Below are 14451 nucleotides of genomic sequence, written 5' to 3' on the forward strand. Positions count from 1 at the left end.
GCTCAGTGCACCGTTTGCGCCTGCGCGGCGAAGCGTCGCGCGTAATCGCGTTCGTCGGCGACACGCTGGACGAAGCCATCGTCGACGTCCGGCGCGCCGTACACCGCATAGACGACGCGGTCTTCGGTCGTTCCCACCTGCCGAAGGCTGTAACGCGACGCGCCTCCACCCGTGTTCTCCGGGTAATGCTTCGGTGGCTGCGGACCGTCCAGGTCCATCTCGCTGTTGTCCACTACGCCGCCGACGAAGAGTGCACGGATCATGTCGCCTCCGGATGGATGGGTTGCGACCAGACTGGTCCGACTCGTGTTCGCATGCGATGAAGCGAGCGTTGCGGCCGCGGCAATGGGCGAGGCCCTAGACTGTCGCGCCCCCGCAATCCGACACGCCGTGCAGACCGATCCGGCCCTCGACGCCCTGTTCCTTCCCTTCGACGACGGCCAGTTGCCGCCGCCGACCGGTGCCGTCTTCCTCGGCGCGCGGCCGGGCCCGGCCTTGCAGCGCTGGGCCCACGCCGGCATCGCCTGCGAGCAGGACTACCGCCCGCCGGCCGCGGCGCTGGAGCGCAATGGTTTCAACATTGCTGCGGAGGAGTTCATGCCGCCTGCCACGTTTCCATTGGTTCTCGTGCTTCCGCCACGCCAGCGCGAACAGGCGCGCGCAATGCTGGCGCGCGCGATGAAACTCGCCGGCGACACCGGTCGCGTCGTCGCCTGCGCCGCCAACAACGCCGGCGCGCGTTCGATGCAGGACGACCTCGCCGCGGTCGGCGGCGAAGTCAGCGTGCTCAGCAAGCACAAGTGTCGTGTGGTGTGGACCGAGCCGGGTCGCGCCGTGTCGTCGGTGGTCGATGATTGGCTGGCGCTCGATGCGCAGCGCGCGATCCTCGGCGGTGATGTGCTCAGTCGGCCCGGCCTGTTCGCATGGGATCGCGTGGATCCGGCATCGGCATTGCTGGCCGCGCATCTGCCGGCGGATCTCGCCGGACGCGCCGCGGATCTCGGCGCAGGCTGGGGTTACCTGGCGATCGAACTGCTGTCGCGTAATCCCGGCGTGATCACGCTCGATGCGTTCGAGGCACAACGTCGCGCGTTGCCGCTGCTCGCACACAACCTCGCGCGCTTCGCACCGCGTGTCGCCATCGACACGCATTGGGCCGACGTCACCGCCGGCATCGACGGGCGCTTCGACGTGATCGTCAGCAATCCGCCGTTTCCATGCCGACGACCGCATGGATCGTCCCGATCTCGGCCGACGCTTCATCGAAGTCGCCGCGGGTGCATTGAATCCCGGCGGACGTTTCTTCATGGTCGCCAACCGCCACCTGCCGTACGAAGCCACGCTCACCAGCGTGTTCCGCGAGGTGCGCGTGCTCGCCGACGCGCGCGGCTTCAAGGCGTTCGAGGCGCGTCGATGAAACTGCTGCGACTCATCGCCAACCTCGGCTACGGCTCGCGCCGTCAGGTGCAGCAGATGTTCCGCGAGGGCCGCATCACCGACGCAACCGGCGACGTGCTCTACGCTGACGACGTGCGTGATGCGCGCGACGTCCGCTTCGACGGCGAACCGCTGGATCCGCCGCCCGGTCTCGCGCTGATGTTGCACAAGCCCGCCGGCTACACCTGTTCGACCAAGGACGCCGGCCGTCTCGTCTACGACCTGCTGCCCCCGCGCTTCCGCCTGCGCGATCCGATCCTGTCCACCGTCGGCCGACTCGACCGCGATACCAGCGGTCTGCTGCTGATGACCGACGACGGCGCGCTGCTGCACCGGATCATTTCGCCCAGGCACCACGTGCCCAAGGTGTACGAGGCGACGCTCGCCAGCAATCTTCGCGGCGACGAAGCCGCGTTATTCGCCAGCGGCACGATGATGCTGGAGAACGAAACCACGCCGCTGGCACCGGCCACGCTCGAGGTGATCGATGCACGCCATGCGTGTCTGACCATCACCGAAGGCCGCTACCACCAGGTGCGCCGCATGTTCGCGGCGGTCGGCAATCACGTCGACGCGCTGCATCGCGCGCGCATCGGTACGCTGGATCTCGGCGACCTGCCGTCCGGCCAATGGCGCGAGATGACGACTGCCGATATCGACGCGGTCTTCGTCCGTTGATGCGGCGACCTGCTTAGCCGGCGCGCGCCTGCAGCTGGAACACGTCGTCGATCGCCGCGCCGAGCGCTTCCGCGATCAGGAACGCGACTTCCAGCGACGGCGAATACTTTTCGCCTTCGATGGCGATGACGGTTTGCCGCGTGATGCCCGCGGCGTCCGCGAGATCCTGCTGGGTGATCCCCGCGTCCAGCCGCAATTGCTTCAGGCGATTGGTCAGGCGTCGCGTCGATTTGCCCATCACGCCCCCCGGCGATAGAGCGCGATTCGCGTCGTCAGTTCGACGGCCTGCGACAGCACCCAGAAGCCGAACAGCACGTGCACGACGACGAAGTTGCCCCGCACCAGCAGCGCGGCGCACAGCGTGGCGAACACGCCGACCGACAGCACATGCAGGGCGATGCGCCCGGCGCGCTGGTCGATCAGGCGATCGCGCTCGTCACGCTGCACGCCGTGGGCCAGATCGCGACGGTTGGCGACGGTGAGCATGACGTGGCCGACCACCTGCAACAGCACCATGGCGATGACCGCGCCGACGAACCGGGCCACGTCGGACGGCGCCACGTCCGCGCCATGCCCCGGCAGCGCGCGGACGAAGTAGGGCACGTAGACCAGCAGCAGCGCGATGAGCACGACCCACTGGCTTTTCTCGCGGAACGACATCGGCATGGCGGCGTCTCCTAATGTATGAAAAACCTTACATGTGGAGGTTGAGCGGATCGCCGAGCGATGTCAAGAAAAATTTACATCACGGCGCCAGCAGCCGGCGGAAACCGTCGACGCCCAGCCGCCGCATCGTCGCGATGTTCCGCTCGACGATGACGTCCGGATCGGGATACGCCGCGACCGCGCGATCGATGCTCGCCTCGCGTAGCAGGTGCAGCGTGGGGTAGGGCGTGCGGTTGGTGCAGTTGGATGCGTCGTCGTCCGGCTCGCCGGCGAACACGTAATCCGGATGGAAGCTCGCGACCTGGATCTCGCCTTCCAGACCGAGCCTGCGCACGGTGCGGTCGGCGACGGCGAGGAAGGTGTTGTAGTCGAGGAAATCCTGCAGCACCCGCGGATGCACGATCAGCGTGGTGTCGATCTCGTCGGCGGGCGTGGCGTGCAGATGCTGCAGTTCGCGTTCGAGTTCGCCGCGCAGCGCGTCGGTATCGCGCGCATCGCTCAGCACGAACCGGATCTGCCGTTTGACGTGCACCGCCTTCGCGAACGGGCAGAGATTCAGCCCGATCACCGCGCGCTCCAGCCAGCGGCGCGTCGCGGCGATCTCGACGGGCTCGACGTCCACTCAGTCGCGGAAGTTGTCGAACTGCAGCGGGCGTTCGAACTCGGCGGCGCGCAGCAGCGCCATCGCCGCCTGCAGGTCGTCGCGCTTCTTGCCGGTCACGCGCAGCTTCTCGCCGTTGATCTGGCTGTCGACCTTGAGCTTGGCGTCCTTGATCGTCGTCTGGATCTTCTTCGCCAGTTCGCGCTCGATGCCTTGCTTGACCGCCACCGTCTGACGCGCACCGGCCACGTTCACCAGCACGTCCTTGAACTCCAGGCAGCGCGCGTCGATGCCGCGCGCGATCAGCCGCGCACGCAGGATGTCGCTGAGCTGCTTGAGCTGGAAGTCGCTCGGCGCGGACATGTTGATGTTCTGGTCGTCGAGCTCGAACGTCGCATCGACGCCCTTGAAGTCGAAGCGCGTCGTCAGCTCGCGGTTGGCCTGGTCGACGGCATTGGTGAGCTCGTGGGCGTCGACTTCCGAAACGATATCGAACGAAGGCATGGCGGATTCCCGTGAAAACGGCGACAGGTTAGCGCAGCGGTCGCGTGGCGACGACGGCCGCTGCGCAATGCTCGCGCGATGACACGACCGATCGCCCCGTTTCCCGCCGTCATCGCGCCGCCGTGCCGCTGCTGATCGCACTCGCGCTGCTGGTCGCGGTGATGGCGCTGGGCGTCGTGCTCGGCGTGGTCGGGCTGGTGCGACGCCCGTTCCGTCGCCCGGTCTGGCAGCCCGTGTTCGGCCCGCCGCTGGTGCTGCGGGCGGTGTTGCTCGTCGTCGCGCTGCTGGTCGCGTTCGCCATCGCGGCGTGGCGTCATCCGGATTCGGTGACCGCGCTCGCGGCGGGACTCGGCGTCGGGCTCGTGCTCGGCGCGGGTGCGGCTTTCACCACCGAGCTGCGCCGCGGTGGGCGCTTCGTCGAAGCACGTCCGCATCGGCTCTTCATGGCGCTGCTTGCGACCGCCGTGCTCGCACGTGCGCTGCTGTCGGCCGCCGGCGGGCTGACGGTGCTGCCCGCATCGATGCACACCACGTTGCCGATGCTCGGCGGGCTGCTCGGCGGTTATCCGCTCGCGCATGCGCTGGTGCTGCGTGCGCGGCTGCGGCGCTTCGCGAGGTTGCGCGCCGGCACCTAGCCACGCATCGTGCGGCTTCGTCTCCGGAGTCGTCGATGTCGAGCCGCCCGTCCCGTGCCATGTTGATGATGCTGGCCGCCGTCGCCAGCTTTTCGCTGATGGACGCGGGCCTGAAGCATCTCAGCGCGCATTACCCGGCGTTCGAAGTCGCGGCCTTGCGCGGCGCGGCGTCGCTGCCGTTCGTGCTGGCGTGGGCGCTGCATCGAGGCGGCGTCGCGCCGCTTCTACGCGTGCGCTGGCCGCTGCATCTGCTGCGTGGCGCGATGGGCGTGGCGATGATGGCGTCGTTCGTCTATGCGCTGAAAACATTGCCGCTGTCGACGGCGTATTCGATCTTCTTCGTTGCGCCGCTGATCGTCACCGCGTTGTCCGTGCCTATCCTGCGCGAGAAGGTCGGGCCGCGACGCTGGACGGCGATCGCGATCGGCCTGCTCGGAACGCTGGTGCTGCTGCGGCCGACCGGCGACGGCCTCGTCAGCACTGCGGCGCTTGCGGTATTGCTCGCCGCGACGATGTACGCCGTCAGCGCGATCAGCGTGCGCATTCTGGCGCGCACCGACAGCACGCAGGCGATGATGGTCTGGCTGCTCGTGTTGATGGCGGTCGGCGCAGGTGCGTTCGCATTGCCCGACTGGCATCCCGTGCGCGGCGCGGACGTCGCGGTCATCGTCGGTGTCGGCGTGGCGGGCAGCATCGGCCAGTACGCGGTCACCGAAGCATTCCGGCTCGGCGAGGCCTCGCTCATCGCGCCACTGGAATACACCGCACTCGTCTGGGGCGTACTGCTCGACGTCGCGATCTGGGGCGTGCTGCCCGATGCGATGACCTGGCTCGGCGCCGCGATCATCGTCGGCAGCGGGCTCTACCTGCTGCGACGCGAACGCGTGCGCGCCAGCGAGGTCGAAATCGTTACGACCCCGTGAAGCCGACAGGCGGCCTCTTGTGCGCGCCGTCACAGGTCCATCCTCCGCGCACCACAACTCACGGAGGGGATGTAATGGCTCGCATCACGACAACGGTTTCGCTGGCACTCGTACTCGCGGGTGTGCTCGCCGCGCAGCAGGCGGGCGCCGCAACACGCCGGTCAGTAGAACCGCGCGGCCTGGACCTGCTGCCCAGCAAGCAGGCACTGCGCATGACGCGCGGCAACAAGAGCGTCGCCACGCCGACGATGTCGGCAGCCGCGGTCACCGTCGATGACGTCGGCGATGTCGATTCGTTCGGTCGCAACCTCACGTGGCTCGGCCTGACGCAGGGCGTGGTCACGCTCGATACCGCGTGTGACCCGGCCAGCACCGATCCGTGCACGCCCATCACCAGCACCACGGTCAACACGAATTTCGCACTCACCGACATCGCGCACATCGCGCTGCCGGGCAAGGCCACCAAGTCGCTGATGTGCTACTGGTTCTCGCCGTTCATCAACGTCACCTACACGAATCCCGGCGCGACGAACGCCGTGTCGCAGCTGCGCTACAACCCGACGCTCACCATCGAGAACCCGGTGCTCGCGGATCCGTCATTGATCGATCCGACCACGGGCCTGCCGTTCAACGGTCACCTGACCTCGAGCATGACGTCGTCGGAGATGTACCAGGTGCCGCTGCCGCCTGGCACCACGATCAGCGAGCGCTATCGTGATTCGGCGGTCTGCATCGCGGGCTTCATCAATCGCCGTACGCTGACCGACACGTTTCGGCCTGACCGATGCGCAGGTGAACGAGTTCTTCAAGAAGCCGACGACGGTGCGTCTCAACGTGAGCGGCTCGGTGCGTGGCGTGCAGTCGGCTCAGCTGATCTTCGGTCTGCGCATCATCGGCGACTGACGCGTTTGGCCGGCTTCGGGGCGGACTTCGTCGACCGCTTCGAAGCCGGTTTCGTCGGTGGCGACGGCACGTACACCGTGTCGCCGTAGAGCTTCTGGCAGGTATCGCACCAGAACGCGCGGCGTTTCTTGACGCCGAGATGGCGCTCGAAGCTCAGCGGTGTGTCATCGCGCGGGCAGGTCTTCTTCGCGTGCACCTGCCAGTGCTTGCGCAGGGTGAACTCCTTCTTCCATTCGTAGAAGTCGAAGCTGTAGGTGCGCGCCTCGCGGATCATGTCGCCGAGCTTGCGCGGCGGCAGGTCGCCCACGCGCGTCGCGGGATGCACGCGGATGCGGTGGAGCACCTCGTTCTTGATGATGTTGCCGACGCCGGCGAATACGTCCTGCTCGAGCAGCGCATCCGCGCAGATCGTGTTCGGCATGTCCTTGAGCTTGCGACGCGCGGCCTTCGGGTCCCATTCGTCCGCCATGACATCGGCGGTGAAGTCGTAGGCCTCATCCAGCGGCTCCTCGATGTAGCGCACCGAGCACGAGTAGAAGTTCAGCTCGCGCTTGCGGGTGAAGCGCAGCGACAGCCGCGGCGTCTTGTCTTCCTTGCGTTCGTCGATCGCATAGCTGCCGAACATCAGCATGTGGATGCGGATGGAGAAATCGCCGAAATCCAGCAGGAAATGCTTGCCCCAGGTACGGATCGCGCGCAGCCGCGACCCGGGCAGGCGTTCGAGCGGTTGCTTGGTGTTGCCGGTGGCTTCGAGCACCTTGAGCCCGACCAGTGACTCGGTGGCTTCGCGCAGGATGACGAGTGAGGGGCCTTCGGGCATCGCTCAGTTCCTGAGGTTCGCGACGCTGCCCTGCAGCGCGGCGGCGAGCCCCGGCGTCACCGCTGAGCAGCGCCTTCCATTGCAGGTCGAGACCCTTGCGACGGCCCTTCTGCACAAGTCGCAGGCCATCCTTGTCGATGGTGAGCGTGTAGGCCTGTCCGCCGACGTCGAGTTCGCGACGCAACGGCCCGTCGAGTTTCGTCGTCATCGCGGCACTCCCGTGGTCGACCTGCAGGCTAGCGGCCGCGCGACGGACGACGCGTGAATCCATGCGCGCCAAACAGAACGGGCCCCGAAGGGCCCGCTCCGTTCCCGCTGTCGCGAGCTGTTGTTACCAGCGCGTACCGATACCGACGCCGACCACCACCGGATTCGCCTTCACTTCGCCGGCCTTGACGCCGTCGACCGAAAGATCCGAGTTGCCGTGCAGGTAGCGCACGTCACCGCGCGCGAACCAGTGCTCGCCGAGGTTGAGGTCCGCGCCCACCGTGGCCATCGGGCCCTGCGCGGTGTCCACGCCGATGCGATGGCCCGACAGGGCCGCGCCGGCCTGTGCGGATTCGTCGTCGTAGTTCATCTGGTAGTAGCCCAGGCCCACGAACGGACGCACCGTCTTGTCCGGCGAGCCGAAGTGGTACTGGCCGCTCAGTGCATACGGCTGCGCATCGACGCTGCCGACCTTGCCGTTGGCCGTGGTCATGCGATAACCGGCCTTGCTGGCACCCCAGCCTTCGATCGCGATGTTGTCGTTGATGAACCAGCTGGCGCCCAGCGTGCCGACGGCCTCGCCGTCCAGATTGGTTCGTGCCGCCCCGACGTTGGCATCGCCCGTCGGATTGTTCAGAGCGACGCCGCCGACGATGGCGACGTGCTTGCCGCTGGCGGAACCGGTGCCGGCGTCCTGAGCAAAGGCGCAGGGAGCGACGGCGAGAGTGCCCAGAAGGGCGAGGGTGAGATGCTGTTTCATGGAGTGGCCTCCTTGTAATCGTTTGCAGGGAACGGTCGGCGCCACCGACCGGTGCATGCAACCTAACCTCGTGCGACTGAACCTTCCTTGCCCCGCGGACGGTCGCTTCCACGCGCACGAAACATCGCGTTCGGTAGTCGCGCGTCGATGTAATGTCGAGGCGCGGTTGGCGCAATCGTCGCCAGAGGCGAGAATGGTGGTTTGGCAATATTCATTGCGGAGTCCTGCATGGCTGACCTGAAGGAAGCGCGCGTCCCCGACATCGGCAACTACGACGACGTCCCCGTCATCGAGGTGCTCGTGTCCGTGGGCGACACGGTGAAAGCCGACCAGGGCCTCGTCACGCTCGAGTCCGACAAGGCCACGATGGAAGTGCCCGCGCCGTTCGCCGGCGTGGTGCGCGAGCTCAAGGTCAAGGTCGGCGACAAGCTCGCCGAAGGCGCACTGGTCGCGATGATCGAGCCGGCCGACGCAGCCGCACCCGCCGCAGCGACGTCCGGTCCGTCGTCGAACGGTGCGCAGCCGGGCGCCGATACCGCGCAGGTCGCGACGTCTTCGTCGCAGCCGCGTCCCGCCGAAACGCCCGAACCGCGTCGAGCCGGTCGCGGTGTCGGGCGATGTCGACAACCTCACCAAGCGCGACATCGCCGCGCACGGCGGTTCCGTTCCGGGTGCAGCGCCGACGACGACCACTGCGCCGATGCCGCCTGCCGAACCGCGTACGCCGCCGGTGACGTTCGACGCCGGCGAGCTGATGCCCGATGCCGTGCCCTACGCGAGCCCCGCAGTGCGCCTGTTCGCGCGCGAACTCGGTGTCGACCTCGCACGCGTGAGTGGCAGCGCGAAGGGTGGCCGCATCACCAAGGAAGACGTGCAGCAGCACGTCAAGCAGGTGATGTCGGGCGCGACCGCCGCGCCGTCGGCGGGCGGTGCATCGCTCGGTGGTGGCCTCAACCTGCTGCCGTGGCCGAAGGTCGACTTCGCGAAGTTCGGCGAGATCGAAGTGCGTGAACTCTCGCGCATCAAGAAGCTTTCCGGCGCGAACCTGGCACGCAACTGGGCGATGATCCCGCACGTCACGCAGCACGACGATGCCGACATCACGCAGCTCGAAGAACTGCGCGTCGCGCTCAACAAGGAAAACGAGAAGAGCGGCGTCAAGGTGACGATGCTCGCGTTCCTGATGAAGGCCGTGGTCGCCGCGCTCAAGAAGTATCCGGACTTCAATGCATCGCTCGATGCGAGCGGCGAGAAGCTGGTGCTGAAGAAGTATTTCCACGTCGGCTTCGCCGCGGACACGCCGAATGGCCTCGTGGTGCCGGTGATCCGCGACGTCGACAAAAAGGGCGTCGTCGAACTCGCGCAGGAAACCAGCGAGCTCGCGAAGAAGGCGCGCGACGGCAAGCTCGGCCCCGCCGACATGACCGGCGGCTGCTTCTCGATCAGCTCGCTTGGTGGCATCGGCGGCACCAGCTTCACGCCGATCGTCAACGCGCCGGAAGTCGCGATCCTCGGAGTGTCGAAGTCCGCGATGAGGCCGGTGTGGGACGGCTCGCAGTTCCAGCCGCGCCTGATCCTGCCGTTGTCGCTGAGCTACGACCACCGCGTGATCGATGGCGCATCGGCCGCGCGCTTCACCGCATATCTCGCGCAGCTCATGGCCGACATGCGGCGCGTGCTGCTCTGACGATGCCGCACGCGCAGACGGCGCGCGACCTGCACGCAGCCGGCGCGCGCGTGCGCGATGCCGCGCAGGACGGCTGGCAGGGCGTGCAGCCGTTTCTCGACTACGAACTCGTGCGCGTCGCGGGGCTCGACCTCACGGTCGGCGACCTCGCGTCGGCGATCGTGCTGCTCATCCTCTTCTTCGCGGCGTCACGCTTCATCGGCCGAGCACTCACGCGTTACGGCGAACGCGAAGGTGTCAACGCCGCATCGATCTACACGATCAGTCGCGTCGTGCGTTACGCGCTGCTGTTCTTCGGCGTGCTCATCGCGCTGGAAGTCGCCGGCATCCCGGTGTCGAAGTTCACCGTGTTCGCGGGTGCGATCGGTGTGGGACTGGGCTTCGGCCTGCAGGCCATCTTCAACAATTTCCTGTCCGGCCTGATCCTGCTGTTCGATCGTTCGATCAAGATCGGCGATTTCGTGGAACTCGAATCCGGCGTGCACGGGGTGGTGCGGGACATCAAGATCCGCGCGACGCGCATCAGCACCAACGACAACCTCAACATCCTCGTGCCCAACGCAGAGTTCGTGAGCGGCCGCGTGGTCAACTGGACGCTGCTGGAAGCGTCGCGCCGCATGCGTATTCCGTTCGGTGTCGCCTACGGCACTGACAAGGAAGTCGTGAAGAAGGCCGCGCTCGAAGCTGCGTGCGAGGTGCCCTTTACGCTCGCAAAAGAAGGTCCGCGCGGCCCGCAGGTGTGGTTGGTCGAGTTCGCTGAAAGCCGCCTCGAGTTCCAGCTGATCGTCTGGCTCAACGCCGAAGCCACGCGCCGGCCGTCGACGGTGAAAGCGGCCTACAACTGGGCATTGCACACTGCACTGCAGCGATACGGCATCGAGATTCCGTTCCCGCAGCGCGACCTGCACGTGCGCAGCCTGTTCGGACACGAAGGCGTCGAGGCGATGGCAATGATGAGCGGCCGCGTGATTCCGGAAACGGACAACGCAGTGCCTGCAGCGCCGCTGCCGACGGCGAACGAGCGCACGGCGCTCGCCGAGAACGACGCGCTACGCGACGTCGAACGCGAGATCCATGAAGATCCACCGGCCGCCCCCGCGGGCGCCGGACCGACCCCGGAGGAGAAGTGATGGCGACCCCGATCGAAGTGAAAGTCCCCGACATCGGCGGCTTCGATGACGTACCCGTGATCGAGGTGCTGGTCGCCGTCGGCGATCGCGTAGCGAAGGACCAGGGCCTGGTCACCCTCGAATCCGACAAGGCGACGATGGAAGTTCCGTCGGCCGCCGACGGCGTGGTGCGCGAGCTGCGCGTCAAGGTCGGCGACAAGGTGTCGGAAGGCGCGGTGATTGTCGTGCTCGACGCGGAAGGTGCGGGTGACGCGAAGCCGGCTGCGCCGTCGAGCGCTGCTGCACCGACACCGCAAGCAGCGCCTTCAGCACGCGATCCAGTGGCCGCATCGCCATCAAGCGCGGAAGCGAAAGGCTACGGCGATGCGAAGCAGCCTGCGCCTGCGCCGCAACCGTCGGCGCCTGCGCCGAAGGCCGCAGCCGCAAGCGGTCGCAAGGCCGATGTCGAATGCCGCATGCTCGTGCTCGGTGCGGGTCCCGGCGGTTACACCGCGGCATTCCGCGCGGCCGACCTCGGCCTCGACACCGTGCTCGTCGAGCGGTACGCATCGCTCGGCGGCGTCTGCCTCAACGTCGGCTGCATTCCTTCGAAGGCGCTGCTGCATGCGGCGGCGGTAATCGACGAAGCGCAGCATGCAAAGGACTACGGCATCGATTTCGGCGCGCCGAAGATTCAGCTCGATGCGCTGCGCACGTACAAGGACAAGGTCGTCGGCCAGCTCACCAAGGGCCTGAGCGGCATGGCCAAGCAGCGCAAGGTGCGCGTGGTGCAGGGCACCGGTCGCTTCGTGTCGCCGAACGAAGTCGAAGTGCAGGGCGAGGCGGGCACGCAGCTGATCCGCTTCGAGCAATGCATCATCGCCGCGGGCTCGCAGGCGGTGAAGCTGCCGAACTTCCCGTGGGACGACAAGCGCGTCATGGATTCGACCGACGCGCTCGATCTCGCGGATATTCCGAAGACGTTGCTGGTCGTCGGCGGCGGCATCATCGGTCTCGAGATGGCGACGGTGTATCGCGCACTCGGTTCGCAGGTCACCGTCGTCGAACTCGGTGCGCAGCTGATGCCGGGCGCTGACATCGACCTCGTCAAGCCGCTCGCCGATCGCCTGAAGAAGCAGGGCGTCACCGTGCATCTCAACGTCAAGGCATCCGGCGTCGAAGCATCGAAGTCCGGCATCAAGGTGACGTTCGAAGGCGAAGGCGCACCGTCGCCGACGTCGTTCGATCGCGTGCTCGTTGCAGTGGGCCGCGTTCCGAACGGCGCGAAGATCGGTGCAGAAGCAGCGGGCGTGCAGGTCACCGATCGCGGCTTCATTCCCGTCGACCGGCAGATGCGTACGAACGTGCCGCACATCTTCGCGATCGGTGACGTCGTCGGTAATCCGATGCTCGCACACAAGGCGACGCACGAAGGCAAGCTCGCGGCCGAAGTCGCGTCGGGCGAGAAGCGCGAATGGGTGGCGCGCGTGATTCCGTCGGTCGCTTACACCGACCCGGAAATCGCATGGGTCGGCGTCACTGAAACCGAAGCCAAGGCGAAGGGCCTGAAGGTCGGCGTCGGCAAGTTCCCGTGGGCCGCGAGCGGTCGCGCGATCGGCATCGGTCGCACCGAAGGCTTCACCAAGCTCGTGTTCGACGAAGCCACGCATCGCGTCATCGGCGGCGGCATCGTCGGCGTGCACGCGGGTGATCTGATCGCGGAAGTGGGGCTTGCCATCGAGATGGGCGCGGAAGTCGCCGACATCGGCATGACGATCCATCCGCATCCGACGCTCAGCGAGTCGGTGGGCATGGCGGCCGAAGTGTTCGAAGGCACGATCACCGACCTCTACATTCCGAAGAAGAAGTGAGGTCGTCGCGCATGCGCAGTTGCATGCGCCGGCTGCACAAATAAAAAGCCCCGGCCGGAGCCGGGGCGTTCGCGAAGCCACCGTCGACGAGGAGAGGCGTCATGGCCGGCGCGGACATGGAGTACGACCGGGCCTTCTTCGAAAGGTTCCGCCGCGTCGCGCGATGGCGATGAGCGGTCGCAGGCGGCGGTAGTTTGCTGGTTGGGCGCGCCCAAGCGGGCGTAGACCCTGACGTGGCACGCGATCTGTCGTCGACCGACGCGGACCTAGAGCGAGGCCAGTCCCGGACCGTCAGGGTCGGCTAGCTGAAGCGGCCGACCGACCCGGCGTGGCTCCGCCGGTTGCCCGGAAAACTCACGCCCTTTATACTTTTGGGGCTCCACAGGGCGCTTTCGCGCCGTCCTCCAGACCGACGATCCCGCGTGCACGATCCATTGTCCGCAGGCCGCCGGCTGGCGTCGCGCGCGATCGTCTGGCAAGCCGGCGCGACGGCGTTGGCCACGCTGGCTTTCCTCCCCTTCGGTGTGCGCGATGCGCTCGCGACGGCGGTGGGTGGCGGCGCGGTCGTCGCGGCGGCGCTGGTGTCGATGCTGATCGCCCTTGGCGGCGGGATCGGCACCGCCGGTCTCGCGATGGCGCGACTCCTGTTGGGCATGGCGGCCAAGTGGGCCACGGTCGCCATCGTGATCATCCTCGGCCTCGCCGTCTGGCGCCTGCCTACGCTCGCACTTCTGGTGGGCGTACTGGTGGCGACAGTGGCGGCCGTCCCGGCCCAACTTCTGAATCGATAGGTGTCTTCAGTGAGCGAGCAGACCGGTTCCGGCGGCGGCCTGAACGAGTACATCCAGCATCACCTGACCCAGAACACCATCCAGCTGGGCGGTGGCGGCTTCCACATCGACACGTGGGTCGTCTCGCTGGTGCTGGGCCTGATCTTCGTCCTGTGGTTCGGCATGGCGGCGCGCCGCGCGACCGCCGGCGTTCCGTCCAAGGGTCAGGCGTTCGTCGAGCTCATCCTCGAATTCGTCGACGGCCAAGTGAAGGACACGTTCCACGGCGATCGCCGCTCGATCACGCCGCTCGCGCTCACGATCTTCGTGTGGGTCGTGATGATGAACTGCATGGACCTGCTGCCGCTCGATGCGCCGGGCTTCGCGGTCAAGACCGTATCCGGCGCTGAAGCCGCGCACCACACCTTCTTCCGCTGGGTGCCGACCGCCGACCTCAACACCACGTTCGGCCTCTCGGTGCCGGTGTTCTTCATCATCCTTTACCACTCGATGAAGGCGAAGGGCATCGGCGGTTTCGGCAAGGAGTTGCTGACCGCGCCGTTCCACGCGCACGGCACCGTCGCCAAGATCGTCCTCGCGCCAGCGAACCTCGGCCTCAACCTGATCGAGTACTGCGTCAAGCCGGTCAGCCTCGCGATGCGACTGTTCGGCAACATGTACGGCGGCGAGCTCGTCTTCATGCTGATCGCCGGCCTGCTCGGTGGCAGCCTCTACACCTTCCTGCCGGGCGTGGCCTTCAACGTCGCCTGGGCACTGTTCCACATCCTGATCGTGCTGCTGCAGGCCTTCATTTTCATGATTCTCACCGTCGTCTACATCGCCGGCGCGTACGAGAGCCATTGATCCCGATTCCGCTGTC

At 66.8% G+C, this 14451-nt stretch carries 15 protein-coding genes and 3 pseudogenes; 10 read left to right on the top strand and 8 right to left on the bottom strand.

Going from position 1 to position 14451, the window contains the following annotated elements; all coding sequences use genetic code 11:
* Positions 1-2: 2 nt before the first annotated feature.
* Positions 3-260 (bottom strand): hypothetical protein, encoded by a 258-nt coding sequence (locus ACVWWW_RS03450; RefSeq protein ID WP_027083871.1) that lies wholly within the window; start codon positions 258-260, stop codon positions 3-5.
* A gap of 85 nt (positions 261-345) precedes the next feature.
* On the opposite strand from ACVWWW_RS03450, the pseudogene ACVWWW_RS03455 reads away from it, so the two are divergent.
* Positions 346-1417: pseudogene (locus ACVWWW_RS03455) on the top strand (class I SAM-dependent methyltransferase).
* On the top strand, positions 1414-2115 hold the full coding sequence (locus ACVWWW_RS03460) for a 16S rRNA pseudouridine(516) synthase (RefSeq protein WP_027083869.1): 702 nt from the start codon (positions 1414-1416) through the stop codon (positions 2113-2115). The pseudogene ACVWWW_RS03455 and the gene ACVWWW_RS03460 overlap by 4 nt, the downstream one beginning before the upstream one ends.
* A gap of 13 nt (positions 2116-2128) precedes the next feature.
* On the opposite strand, the gene ACVWWW_RS03465 is transcribed toward ACVWWW_RS03460, so the two are convergent.
* The 4 genes from ACVWWW_RS03465 to ACVWWW_RS03480 all read right to left on the bottom strand — a co-directional run bounded on the left by ACVWWW_RS03465 (position 2129) and on the right by ACVWWW_RS03480 (position 3886).
* Positions 2129-2353 carry a helix-turn-helix transcriptional regulator gene (locus ACVWWW_RS03465; protein ID WP_027083868.1) on the bottom strand — a complete coding sequence of 75 codons (225 nt, stop codon included), beginning with the start codon at positions 2351-2353 and terminating at the stop codon, positions 2129-2131.
* Positions 2353-2781, bottom strand: coding sequence for a DUF2178 domain-containing protein (locus ACVWWW_RS03470; RefSeq protein WP_027083867.1), 429 nt, complete (start codon positions 2779-2781; stop codon positions 2353-2355). Before ACVWWW_RS03470 ends, ACVWWW_RS03465 begins: the two co-directional genes overlap by 1 nt.
* A gap of 79 nt (positions 2782-2860) precedes the next feature.
* Positions 2861-3403: a DUF1415 domain-containing protein gene (locus ACVWWW_RS03475; protein WP_027083866.1), complete on the bottom strand. Its 543-nt coding sequence runs from the start codon at positions 3401-3403 to the stop codon at positions 2861-2863.
* Complete coding sequence (locus ACVWWW_RS03480; RefSeq protein ID WP_027083865.1) at positions 3404-3886, bottom strand: YajQ family cyclic di-GMP-binding protein; 483 nt, start codon at positions 3884-3886, stop codon at positions 3404-3406.
* A 44-nt stretch (positions 3887-3930) separates the two neighbouring features.
* On the opposite strand from ACVWWW_RS03480, the gene ACVWWW_RS03485 reads away from it, so the two are divergent.
* The 3 genes from ACVWWW_RS03485 to ACVWWW_RS03495 all read left to right on the top strand — a co-directional run bounded on the left by ACVWWW_RS03485 (position 3931) and on the right by ACVWWW_RS03495 (position 6436).
* Positions 3931-4521: a hypothetical protein gene (locus ACVWWW_RS03485; RefSeq protein ID WP_027083864.1), complete on the top strand. Its 591-nt coding sequence runs from the start codon at positions 3931-3933 to the stop codon at positions 4519-4521.
* A gap of 35 nt (positions 4522-4556) precedes the next feature.
* The gene (locus ACVWWW_RS03490; protein WP_027083863.1) at positions 4557-5444 is read left to right on the top strand and encodes a DMT family transporter; all 888 of its coding nucleotides are present in this window, start codon (positions 4557-4559) and stop codon (positions 5442-5444) included.
* A 74-nt stretch (positions 5445-5518) separates the two neighbouring features.
* The gene (locus tag ACVWWW_RS03495; RefSeq protein WP_456998635.1) at positions 5519-6436 is read left to right on the top strand and encodes a hypothetical protein; all 918 of its coding nucleotides are present in this window, start codon (positions 5519-5521) and stop codon (positions 6434-6436) included.
* On the opposite strand, the gene ACVWWW_RS03500 is transcribed toward ACVWWW_RS03495, so the two are convergent.
* The 3 genes and pseudogenes from ACVWWW_RS03500 to ACVWWW_RS03510 all read right to left on the bottom strand — a co-directional run bounded on the left by ACVWWW_RS03500 (position 6334) and on the right by ACVWWW_RS03510 (position 8134).
* Entirely contained in the window at positions 6334-7167 is an 834-nt protein-coding gene (locus tag ACVWWW_RS03500) for a DNA-formamidopyrimidine glycosylase family protein (protein WP_081672281.1), read from the bottom strand. The genes ACVWWW_RS03495 and ACVWWW_RS03500 overlap by 103 nt on opposite strands.
* Before the next feature lie 3 nt (positions 7168-7170).
* A pseudogene (locus ACVWWW_RS03505) lies at positions 7171-7375 on the bottom strand (hypothetical protein).
* 123 nt (positions 7376-7498) lie between these two features.
* The gene (locus ACVWWW_RS03510) at positions 7499-8134 is read right to left on the bottom strand and encodes an OmpW family outer membrane protein (RefSeq protein WP_027083860.1); all 636 of its coding nucleotides are present in this window, start codon (positions 8132-8134) and stop codon (positions 7499-7501) included.
* 228 nt (positions 8135-8362) lie between these two features.
* Here ACVWWW_RS03510 and ACVWWW_RS03515 point away from each other — a divergent pair.
* From ACVWWW_RS03515 to atpB, 5 genes and pseudogenes are all read left to right on the top strand, one after another.
* Positions 8363-9821: pseudogene (locus ACVWWW_RS03515) on the top strand (dihydrolipoyllysine-residue acetyltransferase).
* A gap of 2 nt (positions 9822-9823) precedes the next feature.
* A complete protein-coding gene (locus ACVWWW_RS03520; protein WP_081672279.1) occupies positions 9824-10951 on the top strand; it encodes a mechanosensitive ion channel domain-containing protein in 1128 nt (375 codons plus the stop codon).
* The gene (lpdA, locus tag ACVWWW_RS03525) at positions 10951-12801 is read left to right on the top strand and encodes a dihydrolipoyl dehydrogenase (RefSeq protein WP_027083858.1); all 1851 of its coding nucleotides are present in this window, start codon (positions 10951-10953) and stop codon (positions 12799-12801) included. Before ACVWWW_RS03520 ends, lpdA begins: the two co-directional genes overlap by 1 nt.
* A 422-nt stretch (positions 12802-13223) precedes the next feature.
* Complete coding sequence (locus tag ACVWWW_RS03530) at positions 13224-13592, top strand: hypothetical protein (RefSeq protein WP_027083857.1); 369 nt, start codon at positions 13224-13226, stop codon at positions 13590-13592.
* Positions 13593-13601: 9 nt separating this feature from the next.
* Positions 13602-14435, top strand: a complete 834-nt coding sequence (gene atpB, locus ACVWWW_RS03535) for a F0F1 ATP synthase subunit A (protein WP_027083856.1) — start codon at positions 13602-13604, stop codon at positions 14433-14435.
* The last annotated feature ends 16 nt before the right edge of the window (positions 14436-14451 follow it).

This window comes from Lysobacter sp. HA18 (assembly GCF_054057595.1).

Bases quoted from the DNA above. Each gene is read 5' to 3' on its own strand.
- ACVWWW_RS03460 (WP_027083869.1), top strand. From the start codon at position 1,414: ATGAAACTGCTGCGACTCATCGCCAACCTCGGCTACGGCTCGCGCCGT.
- ACVWWW_RS03465 (WP_027083868.1), bottom strand. From the start codon at position 2,353: ATGGGCAAATCGACGCGACGCCTGACCAATCGCCTGAAGCAATTGCGG.
- ACVWWW_RS03470 (WP_027083867.1), bottom strand. From the start codon at position 2,781: ATGCCGATGTCGTTCCGCGAGAAAAGCCAGTGGGTCGTGCTCATCGCG.
- ACVWWW_RS03480 (WP_027083865.1), bottom strand. From the start codon at position 3,886: ATGCCTTCGTTCGATATCGTTTCGGAAGTCGACGCCCACGAGCTCACC.
- ACVWWW_RS03490 (WP_027083863.1), top strand. From the start codon at position 4,557: ATGTCGAGCCGCCCGTCCCGTGCCATGTTGATGATGCTGGCCGCCGTC.
- ACVWWW_RS03495 (WP_456998635.1), top strand. From the start codon at position 5,519: ATGGCTCGCATCACGACAACGGTTTCGCTGGCACTCGTACTCGCGGGT.
- ACVWWW_RS03500 (WP_081672281.1), bottom strand. From the start codon at position 7,167: ATGCCCGAAGGCCCCTCACTCGTCATCCTGCGCGAAGCCACCGAGTCA.
- ACVWWW_RS03510 (WP_027083860.1), bottom strand. From the start codon at position 8,134: ATGAAACAGCATCTCACCCTCGCCCTTCTGGGCACTCTCGCCGTCGCT.
- ACVWWW_RS03520 (WP_081672279.1), top strand. From the start codon at position 9,824: ATGCCGCACGCGCAGACGGCGCGCGACCTGCACGCAGCCGGCGCGCGC.
- lpdA (WP_027083858.1), top strand. From the start codon at position 10,951: ATGGCGACCCCGATCGAAGTGAAAGTCCCCGACATCGGCGGCTTCGAT.